General features: G+C 42.5%; 16 protein-coding genes. 11 read left to right on the top strand and 5 right to left on the bottom strand.

From position 1 onward, the window contains the following. Positions 1–61: 61 nt before the first annotated feature. Entirely contained in the window at positions 62–1,900 is a 1,839-nt protein-coding gene (locus tag CWD77_RS00160) for an adenylate/guanylate cyclase domain-containing protein (protein WP_101071174.1), read from the top strand. 244 nt (positions 1,901–2,144) lie between these two features. Further along, positions 2,145–2,591, top strand: coding sequence for a methylglyoxal synthase (locus CWD77_RS00155; protein WP_101072886.1), 447 nt, complete (start codon positions 2,145–2,147; stop codon positions 2,589–2,591). 153 nt (positions 2,592–2,744) lie between these two features. Here CWD77_RS00155 and CWD77_RS00150 read toward each other — a convergent pair whose 3' ends face one another. Further along, the gene (locus CWD77_RS00150) at positions 2,745–2,945 is read right to left on the bottom strand and encodes a hypothetical protein (protein WP_101071173.1); all 201 of its coding nucleotides are present in this window, start codon (positions 2,943–2,945) and stop codon (positions 2,745–2,747) included. Between the two features lie 363 nt (positions 2,946–3,308). On the opposite strand from CWD77_RS00150, the gene CWD77_RS00145 reads away from it, so the two are divergent. The 5 genes from CWD77_RS00145 (at position 3,309) to CWD77_RS00125 (ending at position 7,634) form a co-directional block, all read left to right on the top strand. Continuing rightward, a complete protein-coding gene (locus CWD77_RS00145; protein WP_101071172.1) occupies positions 3,309–3,548 on the top strand; it encodes a type II toxin-antitoxin system HicA family toxin in 240 nt (79 codons plus the stop codon). Positions 3,549–3,558: 10 nt separating this feature from the next. Next, positions 3,559–4,113, top strand: coding sequence for a type II toxin-antitoxin system HicB family antitoxin (locus CWD77_RS00140; protein ID WP_101071171.1), 555 nt, complete (start codon positions 3,559–3,561; stop codon positions 4,111–4,113). Positions 4,114–4,115: 2 nt separating this feature from the next. Then, positions 4,116–4,523: a DUF6941 family protein gene (locus CWD77_RS00135; protein WP_101071170.1), complete on the top strand. Its 408-nt coding sequence runs from the start codon at positions 4,116–4,118 to the stop codon at positions 4,521–4,523. Between the two features lie 220 nt (positions 4,524–4,743). Then, positions 4,744–6,786: a thioredoxin domain-containing protein gene (locus CWD77_RS00130; protein WP_101071169.1), complete on the top strand. Its 2,043-nt coding sequence runs from the start codon at positions 4,744–4,746 to the stop codon at positions 6,784–6,786. 80 nt (positions 6,787–6,866) lie between these two features. After that, positions 6,867–7,634 (top strand): enoyl-CoA hydratase/isomerase family protein, encoded by a 768-nt coding sequence (locus tag CWD77_RS00125; protein ID WP_101071168.1) that lies wholly within the window; start codon positions 6,867–6,869, stop codon positions 7,632–7,634. A 992-nt stretch (positions 7,635–8,626) separates the two neighbouring features. On the opposite strand, the gene CWD77_RS00120 is transcribed toward CWD77_RS00125, so the two are convergent. After that, positions 8,627–10,144: an MFS transporter gene (locus CWD77_RS00120; protein WP_101071167.1), complete on the bottom strand. Its 1,518-nt coding sequence runs from the start codon at positions 10,142–10,144 to the stop codon at positions 8,627–8,629. 191 nt (positions 10,145–10,335) lie between these two features. Between CWD77_RS00120 and nagB the strand changes: the two genes are divergently transcribed. Beyond that, positions 10,336–12,273: a glucosamine-6-phosphate deaminase gene (gene nagB, locus CWD77_RS00115; protein ID WP_101071166.1), complete on the top strand. Its 1,938-nt coding sequence runs from the start codon at positions 10,336–10,338 to the stop codon at positions 12,271–12,273. 773 nt (positions 12,274–13,046) lie between these two features. Then, positions 13,047–14,678: an L-glutamate gamma-semialdehyde dehydrogenase gene (pruA, locus tag CWD77_RS00110; protein ID WP_101071165.1), complete on the top strand. Its 1,632-nt coding sequence runs from the start codon at positions 13,047–13,049 to the stop codon at positions 14,676–14,678. 136 nt (positions 14,679–14,814) lie between these two features. Here the strand turns inward: pruA and CWD77_RS00105 are convergent, their stop codons facing one another. Beyond that, complete coding sequence (locus tag CWD77_RS00105) at positions 14,815–17,268, bottom strand: zinc-dependent metalloprotease (RefSeq protein WP_101071164.1); 2,454 nt, start codon at positions 17,266–17,268, stop codon at positions 14,815–14,817. Positions 17,269–17,752: 484 nt separating this feature from the next. Between CWD77_RS00105 and tnpA the strand changes: the two genes are divergently transcribed. Then, positions 17,753–18,214, top strand: coding sequence for an IS200/IS605 family transposase (gene tnpA, locus CWD77_RS00100; RefSeq protein ID WP_101071163.1), 462 nt, complete (start codon positions 17,753–17,755; stop codon positions 18,212–18,214). Positions 18,215–18,730: 516 nt separating this feature from the next. Further along, positions 18,731–19,267, top strand: a complete 537-nt coding sequence (locus CWD77_RS00095) for a hypothetical protein (protein WP_101071162.1) — start codon at positions 18,731–18,733, stop codon at positions 19,265–19,267. Between the two features lie 159 nt (positions 19,268–19,426). Here the strand turns inward: CWD77_RS00095 and CWD77_RS00090 are convergent, their stop codons facing one another. Beyond that, positions 19,427–20,605 carry a carboxypeptidase-like regulatory domain-containing protein gene (locus tag CWD77_RS00090; protein WP_165779034.1) on the bottom strand — a complete coding sequence of 393 codons (1,179 nt, stop codon included), beginning with the start codon at positions 20,603–20,605 and terminating at the stop codon, positions 19,427–19,429. Positions 20,606–20,818: 213 nt separating this feature from the next. Beyond that, entirely contained in the window at positions 20,819–22,141 is a 1,323-nt protein-coding gene (locus tag CWD77_RS00085; RefSeq protein ID WP_108722883.1) for a tetratricopeptide repeat protein, read from the bottom strand. Positions 22,142–22,341: the final 200 nt, after the last annotated feature.

The raw sequence follows: 22,341 nt of genomic DNA, 5'->3' as shown, positions 1-22,341 counted from the left end.
GCACAAAGATACGGGATACTCATAAAAATCACGAGTAAAACTACTCGGAAAAACGAACCTGATGATCGACTATCATTTCTCACATAGCTGGCAGATTCAAAGCTCATCAACACCTGAGCAACTCTGGCCTGTACTATCGGATACCAATCGGTTATTCAGGGATTTAGGTGAGTTGCCGGTAGAACAAACCAGCCTCTCTCACAAAAACCGACAGGGAGTTCTTGAGCTCACTTACGAGCCTCTTCACAGAACAGATATGTGGGAAGAAGAACCGATCCAATGGGAAGCGCCCTATCATTTGAGCGTAAAAAGAGTCTACAAGTCTGGTTATTTTAAGGAGTTGCTTTTTTCAATAGACATCAATGCTGTTGAAGGCGGAAGTATTGTGACGTTTCGTTACCGTGGAGAAGCAAACCGATTTACAGGATACCTTTTCAATAAACGCAGATTTAACAGCCGTTTTAAGTTTCGCCTGAAGAATCTGATTCAGTCTTATGATCAATCCATCGCCGGAAGCTTTCTACCCGAAAACAGAAACGGATTTATCTCTATTCCAAATGCTCGACGATGGGATTTATATATTGAGCAGCTAACAAAAGTGAGTGGAAATGAAAGCATTTCCCGATTGCTCATACATACGATTCGAACAGGTAATGAATCGGAACTCAGACGGCTAAACCCCAATCATCTTTCTAAACTTTGGGACAAACCTCTTTCTGCAGTTTTAAAAGTGTTGTTTTTCGCAGCAAAAATTGATTTGCTCAATTTCAGCTGGAATGTTCTCTGCCCTGAGTGTAAATCAAAGGTTAAGAACATCAAAAAACTGAAAGAGATTACGGATCCCGTTTTCTGCAGTCATTGTGAACAAGATTTTAATGTAGATTTCCATCAGGCTTTAGAGCTCACTTTTCAACCACACCCATTGGTTCGCAAGCTGACAAAGAAAACGTACAGTTTTGCAAATCCCGCCGAACAACCGCAAGTCAATTTACATATCACCCTCAGTCCGGGACAAAAGCGTTTTGTAAAAATGAACCTGAAAGAAGGGTTTTACAAAATCTTCTCACATTCCGGTAATGAAGTGATCTATGCTCAAATAGATCAAAACGGGTTAAATAATGCAACGATCCATTTCAAAAATAATCGTGCAAAAACCCAGGAAGTTTATCTTTCAACAACACCAAATTTGATCATTCACAATCAAAGCGGTGAAAAAATGATTGTGCAGTGTGAGAATATTGATCGGGAAAACTACTCGGTTTCTGCCGCTGAAGTCACATCATGGCAGCTGTTCAGAAATCTTTTCCCCCAGGAACTTCTCCGGGACAAGAAAAAACTGAATGCAAATAACCTTACGATCCTTTTTACCGATCTCTACAACTCCTCAGATTTATACAGAAAAGATGGTGATGAATCTGCACTGGGAATTGTGATGGATCACTTCGACATTTTGGAACAGGCCATTATTGAAGAGCGCGGAGCTGTTGTAAAAACAATCGGCGATGCCGTAATGGCTATTTTCCCCAAACCTGTTAATGCGGTAAAAGCATTTTATAAAGCTGATCAAATATTTAAAACAGGTCCGGATGGCGACTCACCAATAGAGCTAAAGGGCGGGATTCACACCGGGAACTGCATGGCGGTAACGCTCAACAACCGCATAGACTACTTTGGAAATAATGTAAATATAGCTTCACGACTTGTAGATTTCGCTCAGGGATCTGAGGTTGTAATATCTTCAGAATCCTACAAGTGTTCGGATCTCAAAGATTATTTAAGGACCAAAACAAATTCACTGCGCGTCCATTCGAGAGAGGTTACCCTTAAAGGATTTGATGACGAACCCTTCGAAATCCTGAAGATGTCTGAAAAAATGAGTCCGCTTCGACTTGTTGTTTAATCCATTCTTGATTTTATACGTTTTTTTCTCCTCTTCTTCACTGATGACTCTACACACTTCGCTTACAAATCATATATTGTTTGAGTAGAACATATATTCGAACAAGAGTTCAGATTGTTTTATTTAGAAAGAATGATCTTATTCCGGCTTCGAACTTTTAGAGAACAGTAAATGTAGATTTCGTATGAGCAAAGAAACCAACACAAGAAAACCCCACCCCAGCATTGCATCCCACACCGCACCAATGGGTGAAAGAAAACGAATAGGACTTGTTGCCCACGACTATCGCAAGCGCGACCTGATTGACTGGGCCGATTACAACCGCGATATCCTGATGCAGCACGATCTTTACGGAACAGGCACTACCGGCGGTCTCCTTGCAGATAAACTGAATTTGCCTGTACACCGGTTTATGAGCGGACCTCTGGGAGGCGATCTTCAGATTGGTGCAGCCATCGCCGAAAGCAAACTGGATATTCTGATCTTTTTCTGGGATCCCCTCCAGGCGCAACCTCACGATGTGGACGTGAAGGCACTTCTTCGCATATCCATTGTGTACAATATCGCCTTGGCCTGCGATCGTACCTCAGCCGATTTTTTAATTACCTCAGAACTGATGGACAAAGAGTACGACCGGTTTTTGGTGGATTATGGTGAGAGACTGAAAAATTTAAAGATAGATGAGGAGTAGGTTTTAAATACCAGGCTTCAGGCTTCAGAAAAGAACATTATAACCAATTGTAATTAACTCCCAACTCTCATTGGAGCTGTGGCGCACTGTCTGAATTTTTTTAGAATTTAATGGGAAACTTTAACTCCTAGTTTTACTTGATAATCAATAGCTTCAATACTCATTTTTAAAACCACTTCTGTCATACAGTTTTCGATAGTAGTGTACTAAATGAATAGAGACGGCAGCGAAAAGTGATCCCAGAAAATTGTACAGCGCAATTTCAACTGAATTCATTATTGATAAACCAATGAAAATGATTGCAGTTGCCAAAACCGACCCTGTCAAAATTGAAACGATGGGTTCTGTTTTCATATAGTCAGTATTGTTGGCTCAGTGTCGATAATCGAATTGAAGTTTACCACCATAAACTGACAAATCATGCTAAAATCTTTTCATGATTACAATATGCCTTAGTGATAAAGTGAAATTGAGAAACCATGATATCTGAAAAAGGTCATTGATTATGTATTTGGTAGACTAACAGCAATGCGTATAACGGGCGCGGAGATTATGAGTTAATTAACGGCTAAAAATTCTAAACAAGCAACTCCGGAAACTAACGGCACCTCCGCGCCCCTAGTTAATGCGTATTGTTAGGCAACTTCGAAATTTGGTTGATAATTTATAAAAAAGTATATTTGGTACCGAATATGGTACCGACTTTTACGTTACACAATGGGGAAAAAGGAAAAGTTACTTGAAAGCGCAAAGAACTCAGCTAAGAATTACAAGTTTAATGACTTGATAAAACTTGCTGAATACCATGGCTTTGTGTTCAAAAGGCAAAAGGGTTCCCATATTATGATGAATCATCCGGATAAATCCATATTTATGAATTTTCAAGAACGAAATGGTGAAGCCAAACCATTTCAAGTAAAGCAATTACTTGATGCGATTGAAGAACATAACCTATAGTTATAGACTGATGAAAAAAGAAGAAAAGTATAGTTTTAAAGTCCATTATAGTGAAGAAGATGAAGGTTATATCGCAGAATGTCCTGAGTTTCCAGGTTTATCTGCGTTTGGTGAAACTCCAAGTGAAGCTATTCAGGAAGCAGAGATTGCGTTAGAATTATTCATTGAAACTTATGAAGAGGAATGCAAGGAACTGCCTAATCCAAACCTTACCAAAGAATACAGCGGACAAATTAGAGTAAGGTTACCTAAATCATTGCATGCTCGTTTAGCTGGAATGGCTGAAGAAGAAGGTGTTTCATTAAATACCTTAATGATTCAGTATTTAACTGAGGGATTCACAACCAAAAAAGAACAACTTTCATTTAAAAAGATGATTGATGTATTCCAAAAAACATCTGAAATCCATAGATGGAATCTTGGAAACATTGAATCAAAGTGGATTGGACAGATTAACCCATACATACAGGGAAGCATTGATGTAAGCACTGGTATACAAGAATCATCATTTTTTGATTTTACTGGCCTAAAAGAAAGTAACAAAGACAATATTGAGGTGGTGTAACAATGGCTAAACATATTTGGAGTGTAACATGTCAGAATGCAATTGTAGATAAGCACACAAATTTAGTGTCTTATATTAATTCCTTTGATCAAATTGGTATTCCAGAATTACCATATGCTTTCCCGCCATTAGTTGTGGCAAGTTTATGGAAAAGGGAATCTGATGAAGAAGATTTAGTCATCAAGATAGAAGTAATAGCTCCTGATGGTGAAGTAAAAAAAGAAAAAGAACTATCAGATATAAAATTTAATAGCAATTTCCATAGGACTCATATAAGAATAAGTCCCTTTGAGATAAACCAAGCTGGAGAGTTTAAAATTATTATCAAAGAAAAAACCAAAAAGAAATGGAAAAAAGTTAAACAGCTTCCAATTATTATTGATTTTCAAGAGAAAGAAGATGCTAAGTAAAGTTGCCTAACATATTATTGATGAACTTACTTCTTTTCAATAAATACACCAACTTCGGCTTTACTTATTTATAGTTAGTGATTTTAAAGTGTGATGTTCAATTACATCATTCATTAAAAAATGAATTGAACATTCCGGTCTCTATAGCTCTTCTCTTTATGCTTCTTTCATTTTCCGTATCTTTTAACTTTATCTTCTTTCAAATCAATACCCAGTTTTTATGAACCGCCTCTCAAAAGAAAAATCACCCTACCTCCTTCAGCATGCCGAGAATCCTGTGGATTGGTTTCCGTGGAGCGAAGAAGCGTTTGATAAGGCTCGGAAAGAGAATAAACCGGTTTTTCTATCGATTGGATACGCCACCTGCCATTGGTGTCATGTGATGGCACATGAGAGTTTTGAAGATGATGAGGTTGCACGGTTGATGAACGAAGCGTTTGTGAACATTAAGGTAGACCGCGAAGAGCGCCCCGATATCGACAACACCTATATGACCGTTTGCCAGATGCTGACCGGTCAGGGTGGCTGGCCACTGACCATCATCATGACTCCGGACAAAGAACCCTTTTTTGCCGCTACTTATCTGCCCAAACGCTCGATGCAGAATCGGATCGGAATGACAGACCTCGTACCGCAAATCAAAAATGCGTGGCAGAACGATCGGCAGCGAATTGATGAAGCCGTGAAGAGAATTAAGGAGGGCTTCTCGAAAAGCCTGCATTTGGGGCAATCCAATCAGGCGCTTCCTGAAAATATCACAGAGGACACATTCCAAAATCTGAAGAACCGATACGATCCCGAGTTTGGTGGGTTTGGTGGTTCTCCTAAGTTCCCCTCCCCTCACAATCTTCTCTTTTTAGCCGATTACGCACACATTCATGAACATGATGAAGCAAAAGAGATGGTAGGAAAGACTCTGCTTCAGATGAGGCTCGGCGGTCTCTGGGATCACATCGGTAAGGGATTTCATCGCTACTCCACCGATCATGAGTGGCTTCTCCCCCACTTTGAAAAGATGCTCTACGATCAAGCCACGCTGTTGATGGCCTTCGCCGAGGGATGGAAGCTCACCGGGGAGCCTCTATTCAAAGAAACAGCACTCGATATCGTGGATTATGTTGAATCTCAGTTGAAGTCGCCTGACGGACTCTTCTACTCAGCCGAAGATGCAGACAGTGAAGGTGAAGAGGGTAAATTTTATGTCTGGAGTCGGGAAGAGATCGACGCTGTTTTAACGGATGAAGAGTCAGATCTTTTTTGTAAACACTACAATATCCGTTCGGAAGGAAATTTCCTGGATGAGTCGACCCGGCAGCGAACGGGAAAGAATATTCCACACCTGTCGCATTTGCTAACTGATCTAGAAGAAAGTAAACTGACTGAAATAAGACAGAAACTTAATCAACAAAGAGAAAAAAGAATCCGTCCGCTATTGGATGACAAAATCCTGACCGACTGGAACGGCTTGATGATTGCGGCCCTGGCCAAATCCGGAGTTCTTTTAAATGAAACAGAATTGATTGAAAAGGCAGAGAAAGCGTTCAAGCAACTTCTCAATCTATGTAAAACAGAACAATCACTCCTGCTCCATCGAATCAAAGATGGCGAAGCTGAAATTGAAGGGATGGCAGATGACTACGCCTTTCTGATCTGGGGAGCTACCGAACTTTGCAACGCCACATTTGATCCCGGTTACCTGTCAGAGGCGGTTGAACTTCAGAAACGATTTACTGAGCATTTTGCCGATCAAAAGCACGGCGGATTTTTCTACACAGCTGAACATGCCGAAGTGCTACTCGGTCGGCAAAAAGAAATTTATGATGGAGCAATTCCGTCATCCAACTCAGTTGCCGTTTACAACGGTTATAAACTCTCCCGGCTCACAGGTCAATCGGAATTTGAACACCAAGTCGAACAGATTTTAACGGCTTTTTCAGAACAGATCTCTGACGCACCGGCCGGATATACCTTTGCGATCTATGCCCATCAAGTGATACAACAGCCTTCAAACGAAATTCTGATCACAGCCGAAAAGGTCGATGAAAAAACGAATTCTCTGTTAAATACCGCACGAGAGTTTGCCGGAACGGGCTCTGTAATCCTGTTGAAAACAGTAGAAACTTCAGATCAACTTGGAGCTGTCGCACCTTTTGCCAAATCCTACCCAATCAAGGAGAAGCCAGCCGTATATGTCTGCAGCAATTTTTCCTGTAGAGCTCCGGTATTTGATATGGAATCTTTAAAAAATCTGCTTCAAAATTAAAGGTTCACTCTTACAGAATAAGTCTTATTTTCTCTGTATTGGATCTATACAAAACTACCATTTGAATCAAAAAATCTATCATGACTAACATTGAAAAGGGCTCTATCTCCTATTCAAACAAAGACAATATTGGAACCATCGAATTTCACCATCCGAAAGGTAATTCACTTCCGGGTGCATTACTTCGAGAACTTGCTGATACTATCATTGAAGCAGGTGTTGATGATGCCAACAAAGTAATCGTTATTCGCAGTAATGGGGACGGTGCCTTTTGTGCGGGCGCATCTTTTGATGAGCTGCTGGCTATTGAAAATTTAGATGAAGGAAAGAAATTTTTCATGGGATTTGCCCATGTGTTAAACGCAATGCGAACTTGTCCCAAGCTGATCATTGTAAGAGTTCAAGGTAAAACCGTTGGGGGCGGAATTGGGATTGCATCAGCGGCCGATTATTGTATTGCACACCGTAGTGCGTCCATAAAATTAAGTGAACTCGCACTGGGAATTGGCCCGTTTGTCGTGGGACCTGCGGTGAGCCGAAAGCTGGGCACAGCCTCTTTTTCTTCTCTCGCCCTGGATGCACGCAATTGGTATACCTCCGATTGGGCCCATTCGAAAGGTTTATTCAATAAAGTTATGGATACGACTGAAGAGTTGGATGAATCGGTTCAACAGCTAGCCACGGATCTGGCTTCAAGCAACCCTGAAGCGATGAAGGAGATGAAACAAATTCTTTGGCAGAGTACCGGACACTGGCACGCCACTTTGGAGCAGCGTGCTGAAATCAGCGGGCGACTGGTGCTCTCTGATTTTACCCGTGAGTTTATTCAGGAGTTCAAGAAGAAGTAGATTCTATTCCTCGTGGCACGCCTCTAAGTTGTGCCACGAGTGTTTTAATCCTTAGACCAAACCTCCAAGGTTTCGAAAACATTGGAGGTTTTTTTGTTTGAAAATGAATCTGAGTTTTCCGCCTCAAAACCTTCTATTTCTACGAACCCATTCCTCTGTTCGGCGTGGATTCATCCTTGCTCTCTACAACCCCGCACTTCGCTAACGCTCGTACGGGGCTAATCACACTGCACCCCTTCAGGGTGCGGATTGCAATTGCAGCAATCTCATCATTCAAAGTCTACCTCGCCCATCGCAGTTCGGTTCACCTTTAATTCGTCAATCGAGATGATGATTAGGATTTACGAATTTCGAAAAGCATAATTTAGTTTCACGCGTCCTCCCTCTTTGTGAACGGAGTGAACAGAGAGGGAGCCAGAGGGTGAGTCGTAATGCCTCCAAGGTTTCGAAAACCTTGGAGGTTTTTTTGTCTGAAAATGAATCTGAGGTTTTCCTCCTCAAACCTTCCTTGTCTCCGAATCCATCCCACTGTTCGGCGGGAACATTTTTTGACCCTCACATCCCCGGGGTTGAAACCCTGAGCCTGTCCCGATGTTTTTGATCGGGAGGCTATATGCTGTTCACTCCTAAGGAGTTAGAGTACATTTTTCAAACAAACTGAAAATTTTACCATACACCTCCACTCTGGCCTGTCCCGATTATTCGGAAAGAGGGGGGCGAGGGGTGGGTGAAAAATTCAGTAGCGGCGTACTACAGAATTCGTCATTACACAAGACCTCATACGCCGCAGTGATAAAGTAACCCAATGTCGTCTCGACCGAGTGAAACGAGTGGAGAGATCTCATCATCCCCCATGCCCCTGCTTTTAAATCTTAGGCCGTCTATATGAATTTATTTGAATGAATTGTTTTATGGAAAATCTGGAATTATTCTTTGAATTCATTCAATACACACCCCTAAATCCCCTCTCAAGAGGGGACTTTCTACTCTCATCAACCCAGCTTCTCATCGATTTTCTCATCCATCAGAACCGGATTTTCGGTGAATTCATCTTTTGGCTCTTTTACCATGAACCAGCAGATTGCAGAGATTGCAACCGTTACCGAACAGATCATCAAAAGCACGGTTTTGTCATCAAATGTTTGAACAAGATCTCCAACTGCAAAACTGGATACCAGCTGGGGCAGAACAACCGAAAGATTAAACAGTCCCATGTACAAACCCATCTTGTTTTGGGATATTTTCTGAGACATAATGGCAAATGGTAAACTGATAATGGATGCCCAACCAATTCCAACAATTGCCATCAATATGTAGAGCACAAATGGCGACTCACCAAGGAACACAATCGAGGCATACCCAATTGCCATTACAACCAGAGAGTATGCATGTGTTTTTACCCGGCCAAATTTGTTAGCCAGCGGCTCTAATGCCAGAACCGGGATAATAGCAGCTACCAGATTGAGCGAGAAGAAACTCCAGTTTACCACATCGCCAACGCCCTCATTACTCATTCCCGGCATCCTGAAATCCACAAAGGCAAAGAAGTAGATAAACATACTCTGTGCACCGATCCACGAGAAAGAGTGTGCAGCCAGTACTTTTTGAAACCCGATTTTTCCGGCCTCTTCTTTGCTCTTTCCCTCTTCACTTTTCAAAAGTGCTTGGGCAATCAGTAAAAGAGATAAACCCAGGGCAAAGAACTCAAACCAGTAGCCGGGAAACTCAAATCCGCTCAAACGCTTTACAATGGCGTAAATCCCATAAATCAAAAATCCCCACAACGGACGAATACTTTTCAAAATTTCTGCCAGAGACGCATCATTGATACTCCCCGGTACTTCCTCCTCTGCGGCTTCCTTAGCAATATCTTCTTCATCCTCGCCATATCGCCCCAGATATTTCGGTTCCTTCACAAAAAATGGCGGAAGCACCGAGAAGAAGAAAACCAAACCAACACTGAAGTAGATCAGAAAAATATTACCCAATGTAGCCCCGATAAAGTAAGACAGCACGCCAAACGTACCCGAAACGGTCTGCATCCAGGTGTAGCCTTTGGTTCTCTCTCTCCCCTCCGGAGTTACATCCGCAATAATGGATCGGGTTGGATTGAATGAGACATTAATGGAGAGATCGAGTATCATCGAAATCAGAATGGCAATTCCCAGAATAGCTTCGAGGCCAAGTGCGGCCTGAATAAGACCGAGGTTTGGAAGCGCAAGTAACATCAATGAGGCCAGTGTACCTCCCACTACGATGAACACTCTTCGGCGGCCATTCCACACCCAAACGTTATCGCTTATAATTCCGATAATTACCTGACCTAAAATTCCGGCGATAGGACCGGTAGCCCAGACCAAACCTACATCAGAAATTTCAAGTCCGTATTGATAGGTCAGAATCCAGCTAAGTGCAGCGATTTGAACGGAGAGTGCAAAACCCATCGCGGTGGAAGGCAGAGCGAGAAGGGCGTAAAAAGAGTTCGATAACCTCTTTTGAATATCAAGCATATGAAATCAGTTATTTATGTCTGCAGAATCTTTTAAACCTTTTATTTTAATAATTCTCTCACCGAAATCATAGATTGATTTCCCAACCCGGAATTTACGTTAACATAACGGTTCACCAATGAATAGCGGCGGATAAATCACTATATTTATGCGTTCAATGAACTTACAAAATTCAACCTCCTGTCTCATTTATGAAATCCACAATCTCGGAACGTGTAAGCTCTGTAGATGAACGACTCAGACTTCTCGAAAAAATTCCAACAGCCATCTTTGATGACAGCCAGACTGCTTCACTTGCCGTGGCTCAGGAAATTGCCGAAACCATTCGAAATAAAGCAAAAAAAGGTGAGCCGTGTGTTTTAGGACTTGCCACCGGCTCTACTCCGGTAAAAGTTTATGAAGAGTTGGTTCGATTGCACCGGGAAGAAGAGCTGAGCTTTCAAAATGTAGTAACATTCAATCTGGATGAGTACTTCCCAATAGAGCCCGATTCTCTTCAGAGCTATGTTCGATTTATGCACGAACACCTGTTTGATCATATCAACATCCCGAAAGATCAGATTCACATTCCTGACGGGACCCTGGATGAGGAGAAAGTGGAACAGTATTGCCAGCAGTACGAAAAGAAAATAAAGAGTGCCGGCGGGATTGATATTCAGATATTGGGAATCGGAAAAACCGGCCATATTGGCTTTAACGAACCTGGTTCCCGCAAGGATTCCAAAACCCGGCTTATCACCCTCGACAAAGTAACACGAACAGATGCTGCCAGCAGCTTTTTTGGTGAAGAGTACGTTCCGCGGAGAGCAATCACAATGGGCGTCGGTACGATCCTCAAAGCCAAACGAATTTTTCTGATGGCCTGGGGCGAAGGTAAAGCGCCCATCATTCGTGAAGCTGTAGAAGGAGAAATCACAGAAACAGTCCCTGCTACCTATCTTCAGGAACATCCTAACGCCGCAGTAATTTTAGATGAAGCTGCGGCCGAACAGCTAACCCGCTTCAAAACACCCTGGCTTCTTTCAAAATGTGATTGGGACGATATATTGATCCGTAAAGCCGTCGTTTGGCTCTGCAGAAAGCTCGATAAACCGGTGCTTAAATTAACAGATGAAGATTACAATGAGCACGGTATGGCCGATCTGATCACCAAAAAAGGTCCGGCTTACAATATCAATATCAAAATATTTAATGAGCTTCAGCATACCATCACCGGGTGGCCCGGCGGTAAACCGAAAGAGGATGATAAATATCGTCCCGAACGTGCTGAACCGTTCCCTAAACGCTGCCTGATTTTTAGTCCGCATCCCGATGATGATGTGATCTCGATGGGCGGAACACTGATCCGGCTGGTAGATCACGGCCATGATGTTCATGTAGCCTATCAAACATCAGGTAATATTGCTGTGTTTGATGATGAGGCTGTTCGATTTGCCGATTTTGTAACCGACTACGCAGACATTTTTGGAATGAAGGATGAAAAAGCGGACGCTCTTCTGAATAAAATCAACGACTTCCTGAAACAGAAGAATCCGGGTGAAGTGGACTCACCTGAGATTAAAACCATCAAAGGTCTGATACGAAAGGGCGAAGCGAAAGCGGCCGGCCGGTATTGTGGCGTACCGGATGAGAATATGCACTTTATGAATCTTCCCTTCTACGAAACCGGTCGTGTGAAGAAAAAACCTCTCGGGCAGGAGGATATCGATTTAACCGTTGAACTGCTTCGCGAGATCAAGCCTCATCAGGTTTATGTGGCCGGTGATCTGTCTGATCCGCACGGAACACACCGGGTTTGTCTGAAAGCAGTTTTTGAAGCACTCGAAGTCTGCAAAGAGGATAAATGGATCGAGGATTGCTTTGTGTGGATGTACCGTGGAGCGTGGCAAGAGTGGGATGTCAACGAAATTGAGATGGCTGTACCGCTCAGTCCAATCGAGTTGAAGCGAAAGCGCCGGGCAATTTTTAAGCATCAGTCTCAGAAGGATCGCCCTCTATTTCCGGGAACAGACACTCGGGAGTTCTGGCAGCGCTCTGAAGACCGCAACCGGGAAACCGCAAAAATTTACGACGATCTGGGACTGGCCGAGTATGAGGCGATCGAAGGGTTTGTTCGATATCATACTTAACCATTTACAACCTGGTCAGTCGATATAATAAATAGTCGGAGCCGGCTACTGCCATTTCAAGAATTAAATAACTACCATCCTATTGGGATCAATCGAAATCCCAAGAAAATACAGTTTATGGGATATTTAACCCGGGAAGAGTTCCTTTTCCGAATAAAAGACTATATGGGCTTTACCCTTTTTTAGAAGGAGGTTTTTCGGTGTGTGAGCCTCTGAACCTTTCGATATCCTTTCCGCCTCTGCTTAATCCTCCAATAGCTCTGGGGTGAAAGACGATAATATTTTGATCGAAATGTAGTTTGAAAAATTTTTTTAGACCGTTCATTTTGTTGGTTCTTATTTAATTTTTGACTGATTTCAGCTTTCAAGCTTTGTATTGCACAGAAGCTGTTTATCTTTGATTTATTTTCAATTATTAAACCGTAGAATCTAACTTAATGATTCGTTACAGGTGATTTTTTTCAGTAGATATTATCTATACACCCAATAACAAGCGAACACAAATCAGAAAAGCGCTTCATACTCTCATCTGGCTTTTGAACTCCATGAAAAAGAAGCGCTTTGTTACATCTCCCATTTCAATTTTTTTTATCAATTTTTGCCATTTCTGTGCGAGAAAAGAGTAAAACGAGATATAAAGAAAGAAGAATTAAGTTCTATTTATAGACCTCCTCTCCTTTAAAATTCAGTGAACCATGCGGGAACTCCGCTATAGAGTTCCTATATTTAGGGCAGAACAAACCATAGCACGTAAATCAAAAAAACATATCTCCATGTCTAACGCATATTTCAACTTTCAGGAACCGATCAACGAGCCGTATCTGCAGTACGCTCCGGGTTCAGCTGAAAGAAAAGTACTCAAAGAACGACTTAAAGAACTGAAACAAGAAGAGATAGAGATCCCGGCTATTATCAACGGGAAAGAGGTAAAAACAGACCGCACACAAGATGTTACGATGCCTCATAATCACTCGCATAAACTTGGAACCGTTCATCTTTGTGGTGAGAAAGAGGTGAAAATGGCCGTTGACGGTGCACTTGAGGCTCAAAAAGAGTGGGCCAATATGCCGTGGCAGGAACGTGTAGCGATTTTCCAGCGAGCCGCTGATATCATTACAGGCCCGGAGCGTTTTACCATGAACGCGACTACCATGCTGGCGCAGTCTAAAACACCACAGCAATCAGAAATTGAAGCTGTAGGCGAACTGGCTGATTTTCTTCGATTCAATGCCTGGTATCTGACTAAAATTTATAAAGACCAGCCTTACTCACCGGACGGGATGTGGAACAGAGTTGAGTATCGTCCGCTGGAAGGGTTTATTTTTGCGGTGTCTCCATTCAACTTCACGGCAATTGCAGGTAATCTACCATCTGCTCCGGCAATGTGTGGTAATGTTGCAATCTGGAAGCCATCTGTCGAGTCTGTTTACTCCAGCTATTACGTGATGAAAGTTCTTCAGGAAGCGGGTCTGCCCGACGGTGTAATCCAGTTCCTTCCCGGAGAAGGTGCTGATGTGGGTGAACCTGTCTTGGCAAACGAAAATCTGTCCGGACTTCACTTTACCGGATCAGAACCGACGTTCAATCACCTTTGGAAAACCATCGGTAACAATGTAGATAAGTACAAAACCTATCCGAGAATTGTTGGTGAAACAGGCGGTAAAGATTTCATTTTTGCTCATAAAACAGCAGATGTCGACCGGTTGGTTATTGCAGCCATTCGTGGTGCATTTGAGTACCAGGGACAGAAGTGCTCGGCAGCTTCCCGAATGTATGTTCCGCAATCATTTTGGCCGGAGTACAGAGAGAAACTTCTTGCTGAAGTGAAGAAGATAAAAGTGGGCGACGTGGAAGATTTCTCCAACTTTATGGGAGCCGTCATCAGCCGCAAAGCGTTTGATAAAATCTCCGGATATATCGACTATGCGAAAGAGGCCGATGATGCAGAGATCATTGCCGGCGGTGAGTATGACGACAGCAAAGGCTACTTCATCCAGCCTACAGTGATCCTCACAACCAACCCGAAGTTTAAAACCATGCAGGAAGAGATCTTCGGCCCGGTTCTGACAATCTACGTCTATGAAGACGACAAATTTGAGGAGACACTGGATCTGTGTAATAGCACATCTCCTTACGCACTCACCGGTGCCATATGGGCGAAAGATCGTTACGCATTAAATATCATGGCCGACAAGTTGCGTCAAGCAGCCGGTAACTTCTATATCAACGATAAACCGACAGCCGCGGTTGTTAATCAGCAGCCATTTGGCGGTGCCCGACGGTCAGGTACCAACGACAAAGCGGGAAGTATGGTGAACCTCTACAAGTGGCTCTCCATGAGATCCATGAAAGAGACCTACCAGGCTCCGCTCGACTGGACCTATCCATATATGGGTGATGAGTAGATCTTAAACTTGACCTGACAGCGTGGTCTGAACAGGCCTCCTGTCAGCGTCTATTTTTATTTAGCTTAATTAATTTCAAACCTGTCAGGTCTTCGAGACCTGACAGGTTTTTTTATTTATTCAACCGACTAATCAATCAAATCATCTCATCAATCCGCTTCACCACATACTCGAAGTGAGTTCGCGTATAGCGGTCAGAAGTACTGTTCAAGTTGCGTTCAACATCTGATTTCAATTCGTTCAATTGCTCCATCACCAATGGACGAATATCCGACTGCTGAATATGAAAATCGGTCCTAAGGTTTTCCATGCCAACATCCGGTCGATAATCTGCCGGAGGGTTACCCGCTTCGGCTGAAGCTTCCTTCAACAAGTACTCCATTCTATCCAAATATGCGCGCTGGAGATTGCGCCGGTAAGTGTCTACCGGATCACTGCCATCCAGTTCTTTCCAGATGCTTTGACGCAGATCATCCAGCATCTCAGCAGGGCCATAGGCGTCATCCCCGTTCATGGCATGCTGCTCTACCAGACGCTCCATACGGTGTGGTGATAGAAGTGCGTTGAGACCGGTCACCTGGTACCAGCGAATTCGTTCTACCGTGCCAACATATTCAAATGTTCTGAGCAGTTCCTGATCAAGGAGCCACTCCGGTGTTGCAAACAAATGTTCATCCAGAAACTCCATCGACCGTTTTTGATCCTCTTTAGGAATATCGGAGTAAACCGGTCCCTCCTGCCCAAATCGTTTATGCTCCTCACGCGATCCGCCAATGGCTGCAATTACACGCTCGGTCATTCTGCCCCAGTGCACAAACATCTGCATGTAGCGCATGCGAACCTCATCATAGGTCTCTCCCTCTTCGCCCATCCAGTCGAGCAGGTTTGGTATAACCCGATGAAGATTTCGCATTCCCAATTCACTGGCTCGAACCCAGTCGTCACCAATCGACTCTGTGGTCTGAGTTGGGTCAAAATCTCCATAGCCATATCCGAACTGCATGGCGGGATCATCAGCTCTTTCAAGAACCCACTCGTTCAGGAGTTCTTTCTCATCCTCAGGTGTGTCAAATTGAGGAAGATAGGAATAGGCCCATTTTATTGCCCATACATCATACTCACCTACACTTCTGTGAACACGAACATCCCCGTCTTCCGGCTGAGCTACATAATTAAATCGGGTCCGCCCAACCACTGAGGATGAATTACCTTTCTCATTCGTAAACTCCGGGTCACGTAAATCTTCAATTGAGTAAGCTGTATTCCCACGCTGATTATGTGGATAGCCCAGCGCGTGCGCCAACTCATGAGATACTACATACTGCAAATATTGGCCCATTTCCTCCGTGGAGAGGTGAGGCTGCTGAACTTCCGGGTTCCGAGGGCCGGTCTGGCTAAGTGACCACCAGTGTAGCCTTTTTTGAACATTATGATACATATTCATATGAGCACGAATCGTCTCACCTGAACGGGGATCGATCACATCCGGACCTGCATTGGCCGAGTGCACCGGGCTCGAGACATATCGGATCACAGAATAGCGTGCATCCAGCATACTGAAATCGGGGTCATCAACCGGTGCCATCTCGGCGCGTATCGCATTTTTAAATCCGGCCTCTTCAAAAGCAACATTCCATTCCTCAATTCCTTCTTTAAAATACGGGCGCCATTGCTCAGGTGTGGCCGGATCGATATAAAACACAATCGGGTCTTTCGGCTCCACCAACTCCCCTCTCAAATACGCATCCTCATCTACCGGCTCGAGCCGAAAGCGGGTAACAAATCGCTTGGTCTTGCTGAATTGAGCATCATCACCGTAATCGGTTTGTGAGATACTGATCATTGCTACACGTTCATCATACAATCGAGGACGCATTGGTTCTTCAGGTAGCAAAATCATACTGTGGTTCACTTCAATTGAGATCGAACCCGTTCTCTGCTGTGATGGGGGATTTTCTGCATTGTATGTCAGTACGGTTCGAACCTCAATGTTCTCCGGAAAACTCTTTACAAACTCCATAAACGATCGATCACGGTCCAGTCCGCGAACTGTATACTGTTGGCGGTGCCGGTTTTGCAGGCCAAATATGCGGGAATCTTCCAGGTAGAGATCACTTACATCGATCACCACCGAACCGTTTCTTGTTTCCAGAATGTCGAATGATTCGATGATTGGCGGGAAATTGGAATTCTGAACCGCTTCGTAAATGGGTTGATTCTCATCAGCTGTATTGCTGTAGGATACACCGCGGAGAAGGATCTTATCCCCTCTTCTGTCCCATTGCACAACTTGCTGACCGGCCAGTCGATCACCGCCCCAACCCAGGCCTTCCGCTGTTTTTGCAATCCGGCTCATAATGGCCATATCTCGTCCCAACATCTCTTCAGGAATTGCATAATAGATTTTATCACCGGATTGATAAACATTAAAAAGCCCTTCGTCCACTTCCGCATTGGCAGGGATAGCTTGAGAAGATGACGGTGAACTCTCTGAACTTGTGGTTTGTCCTGTCGTTTGACAGGCAATCCCGGTAAACAGAATCAGAATAGAATAAATGAGTAGTGATTTAATAGTAGGTTGTGCAGTCATATAGGTCGATTTGTTTGGTTAAATAATCGACTTTCTAAATAGTGAGAACTTAGTTGAGACGCAAAGGCATTGCAAAATTTTACCACTCATGACGAAACCAAAATGAACCGTGCCTACAGCACTTACCCTTTGGTCGTTTGGGCAACTCAACCCACAGAATAAATTCTGTGGATACAATATCCAGTCATGCCTAACGGCATTTGGGTTTGGGAGCATCACCCAAAATTTTTAACTCATATCGAATACTCTTTAGTAGAAAACTAATCATCCACACGCTATAACTCTGCGATAAGCATTTTATATCTGATATAAAACTCAAACCAAGTGCCATTAGGCACGGTCAATGTTGTATCACCACAATTCATTGTGGTGTATTGGGTAGATCATCACGTCTGAAGTGCCGGAGGCACGACTCATATCAAGTATTGTACTCATTTTTTCCCTATGTTAAATCCATACATAACAACATAATAAGAATACAAAAATGGCAAATACATACCATCAAATCTATATACAAACTGTCTTTCCCGTGAAATATAGAAAAGCAGTTATAGATAAAAAATGGAGATCTAAACTGTGTGGAGTCATAGGTAATCTGATCAATGAGATGGGGTGTAACACATTAATCGTAAATGGTTGCGAGGATCATATCCACTGTTTTTTTGCTCTAAAACCAAACATATCTGTGTCAGAAGTCATGAAATCAGTTAAGTCAAAATCTTCAAAATGGGTGAATGAACAGGCTTTAACTACAAATCGATTTGAGTGGCAAAAAGGGTTTGGCTGTTTCAGCTATGGACATTCACAAATTCAACGGGTTTATGAATACATAAAAAATCAGGAAGAGCATCATAAAAAGAGAAGTTTCCACGAGGAGTATGTCAAGCTACTTGAATATTTTGATATAGACTACAATGCAAAATATCTATTCCATGAGCCTATCTGATTAAGCGATCACTTTTGCCAAGACGATTAATTACCACTCACATACACCGTGCCTACGGCACTTTTTGGGGTGTTTTACTCACCTCAACCCACAGATTAAATTCTGTGGATACAATATCCGCTCATGCCTAACGGCATTTGGGTTTGGTTTTACTTTCAAAAAACAGTGTACCTAGTTAAGCACTTTATTTTTGAGTCCTCACTGCTATAAAAATAGCTCTATGATGAATACTTTATTTGATATTTAAAGTAAGTGCCACTCGGCACGCCCAATATTGTAACGCCACAATTTATTTTGGTGTATTGAGTAGTACACTACAACGAAAGTGCCAGAGGCACGACTCATCTTTATACGCACAAAACGCCTAGTTTGTAACATGAATATGCGAGAGGAGTATCCCATATATTATCCTAATATTTTCAATTACTTAAGGCTTGTAAAACACAGCGCAACCTGCAGTACAATACAGCGTTAGAAAAGGAAACCATTCAACTAACCTCACTAAATTTTGCTGCTATGAAAAAGCTGATAAAATTTCTCTTTACCTCTGTTGCCTTATTTTTACTTCTCAACGGGTGTGGCGAACCCGGCCCGGTTGGCCCCGAAGGTCCGCAGGGCCCTCCCGGACCTGAAGTACTTCCAACTTCATTTGAATTTGAAGCAGATCTGACGCAATCCAATGGATTTGAATTCTTCAGGGATATTCCAACTCAAATAGAGGTTTTTGAGTCTGATGTTATGCTTGCCTACGTTTTAGAGGATTATATTCCTGAAGATGATCTTGAAGTATGGCGTCAACTTCCAATAACTGATTTCAACAGCAGGGGGACTGTTCAGATCAATTTTGATTATACCTTTGTTGATATTCGAATATTCATGGATGCTAACTACAATCTGGGTTCTATTGATGAATATGAAGATCTCCTGATTCGTGCCGTTCACGTTCCGGCTGCATTTTTGAATACCAACAAGGCGATGAAACTAAGTGATATAAACACACTTTCTGAGCTAGAGCAAATGTTAGGTGTAGAAGTGCAAAATTTTAAAATGTAAACTTGTCGCCCTTTTGAAATTAATCAACGGCTTAACGAAAGTATATTCGTGTCATTCCGGGTGTTGGATAAGAATCATTTTGCTAAATCAGAAAAATGTGTTCTTGATAATGTCCGGAATGATATTTTTTTGCTCTCTAAATCTAAAATACACTCTGAATTAACCCGGCTCATAGTCTATAGGAACCATATCTGCTATTCTATATGTAGACCAATAGCCCGCAATGGCTACTGCTAAAAGATCCGCAAGATTTCCGTCAGGCATTATAAAAAAGATATTGTCATCTCTCATCGGTACCAGCCGCGCCCGTTTCCTGTTATCGACAAGAACATTTCTTCTGCCAATCAGAATATCAACAGGCTCTCTTAATAGATACCCTTTTACCCCTTGCGATGCTAACCCTGGATTCAAACCGTGAAAACGCAAACTCTGATCCAATTGGGACTGGTCAATTGGTTGGATACGCCCTCTTTGATTTGTGTCCATCCAAACCACTTCAAATCGATTTCTTGCCAGCCGATCATCATAAAGGCTTTTCAGAAAGTGCCGAAAGGATCCATTATAAGCCTGCTCCCTGTTTCTGACCCAAGAACGAAATTCCTGGCCCGATTCCGGTTCCATCTCCTTAAATCGTATTTGTACAAGATAATATCCGCTTCCTTCACTTACATTCCAGGAGAAGTCTGTGAGATCTACCAGAAGCTCGTAACCCAAAGCATGATTTAAAATTCGAATCGGTCCATCCGCAGTAGCAATAAGATCACCGTCTTCATTACGATCAAAATTGAAAACCCATCGATTCTCAATTTCAGTCTCCGAAGCGTTGTATGTTTCTCCCAAAAATTGTCTGCTGAAATCATCAAAGTTTCTTATCCAATCCGAATTATCCGCCCGAACTTCTAATTCGGTAAGACGTATTGGCTTTTTAATCAGTTCAACTTCAAAGATCAAATGATCTGTTCCGTCACCCAATGTTACAATCCTTTTTTGTGACTCGTAGCCTATGATGCTGAATACCAACTCAAACTGCCCTGTTAGAGTTGTTCCGAATGAAAATTGCCCATATTCATCAGTAGCGATTCCTTTGGTAGTGTACGATAAATATACATTTACATCTTCCAGAGCTTCTCCGGAGATTTTATCAATAACTCTCCCTGAAATCACCTTTTCATCTGAAACAGTACTTTGAGAATAGTTCAGGTCCGGAAACAGCAGTAGAAGAAAAAAGGGAAAGAAAGATGTGATTAGCAGTTTAAAATAGCGGTCAGCCAAATTCATTGAGGGAAAATATCCATCACCCTTTCTAAGCAGGGGCTTATTAATCAGATATTTTATCATGAGTATTTGCATTGCAGATAGAGTGTTCACATAAATCCGGACGCTTTCACATAATCAAATTCTTACCCATTTGGTTTCATCTCTTTTAACCCACGTACATTTCTATACTCAATTGAAGGTACTGTCTCCCCTTGTGCCTAAAATAATTTACACATAAAAAAAGGCACCCCAATTTACATCAGGGTGCCTTTTCTAACTGTTTCTTTTGAAAAATTACTTCACAGTGGTAGCCTCATCAATCCATGCATAACACTCTCTCACTTCGCCGTTAATTCTGAAGTTATCGCCTGCTTCCCATCCTTTGAAAAACTTATCCTCAGATGTTGGCATTGCACTACTGTAAGATTCGGCACGATTGTTAGCATTAGACGCAAGACTTGGATCTGCTTCTTTTGCTTTATTCAGATAGTCTACAACCAACCAGTACACGGTTCGATCTTCCCGCTCCAGTGCCTGTCCGCCTGTACATTCTGAAATAGATGCAGCATAGATGGCAGCGACTCTCATATAAGCTTCACCATAGTTACTGTCGATATCAATGGCTTGACGCGCGTACTGTCGAGCCTGACGAAATTCCTCAAGCTGCTGATGAGTTTCTGCCAGTTCAAGTGAAATCTCTTTTTTGTCCGCATCATTCTCAGCTTTTTCAAATGATTCTTCCAAGAATTCAATTGCAGCTTCATATTCTCCGTCGTCCAGATAGATTGAAGCAACTTTTCGGGTGTTTGCATATGTTGAATTCAGCTCATAAAGTTGAATCGCAGCATCTGCAGCCTTATCACCCTCACTTGTCTCCTCGTAAAGATTAACCAGGTCGGTAAGAAGCTGTTCCTTTTCACTATCACCTGCATCGGCAAGCTGTGATTCATAAAATTCAATACGCTCTTCCGGTCCGTCGAATAGTGACTCACGTGCGGAAGTAATTTTATTCTGAAGATCAGGTGTTGCGTAGCTTTCAATTTCATCAATCATGGCAAAAGCCTTATCCCGTTGACCCTGAGATGCATAACGATCGAGCAGAAAGCCTGCAAAGTATCCATCACTTGCATTTGCAAATCTTTCTGGATCTTCTTCGTAAGCCTCTTCATATTTTTCAGCAATTTGACTGGTACCAACATTCAGAGCAGAATTGTTCTCATGATAAAATCGACCCAATTTTAGCTTCCACTCAAACTGATCCATTTCATCCTCCGAAAACGTTTCAAACGCTTGATCGAATACATCAACAGCCTTTTTCATGTATTCTGATTTAGATGTCGGGTCACTCTCGTTCTCTGCCGCACCTTTGTAAACCTTCACCATACGGTCAAACTGTCGAAGAAGGTCAAAACCATCATGACCCTCAATTTTTTCAGGTTTTGCTTCAATCATCCATGCACCAAAATTGATGGCCATATCGTAGTCATCTCCTTTATATGCATCCATGAATACAGCATAAGCCTGAAGCTCACCCATACCGTTTGGGGGTTCCTGCTGTGCAAATACAGCAGATGATCCTGCTATAAGCATTGCGAGTGTGATTATTAATGATTTCATATCTATTGCTTGTTTGTTAATGATGCTCTTTAACCCAAAACATAACGGGTCGGGTAGAAATTCATTGTATGTTTATATTTTTCTAAACGGTGAATATGACCGAATGAAAACGAAAATTCAAATTAAATTTCATTTTTTTGCCTTTTTAAACACTTTTAAAGGCAGTACTACTCTTTTAAAGTCTTTTTGAAACAACTTGT

This window comes from Rhodohalobacter barkolensis (genome assembly GCF_002834295.1).
GTDB lineage: Bacteria > Bacteroidota > Rhodothermia > Balneolales > Balneolaceae > Rhodohalobacter > Rhodohalobacter barkolensis.
Note: the sequence above shows the minus strand (reverse complement) of the source record. Positions and strands in the feature narration are given on the sequence as shown.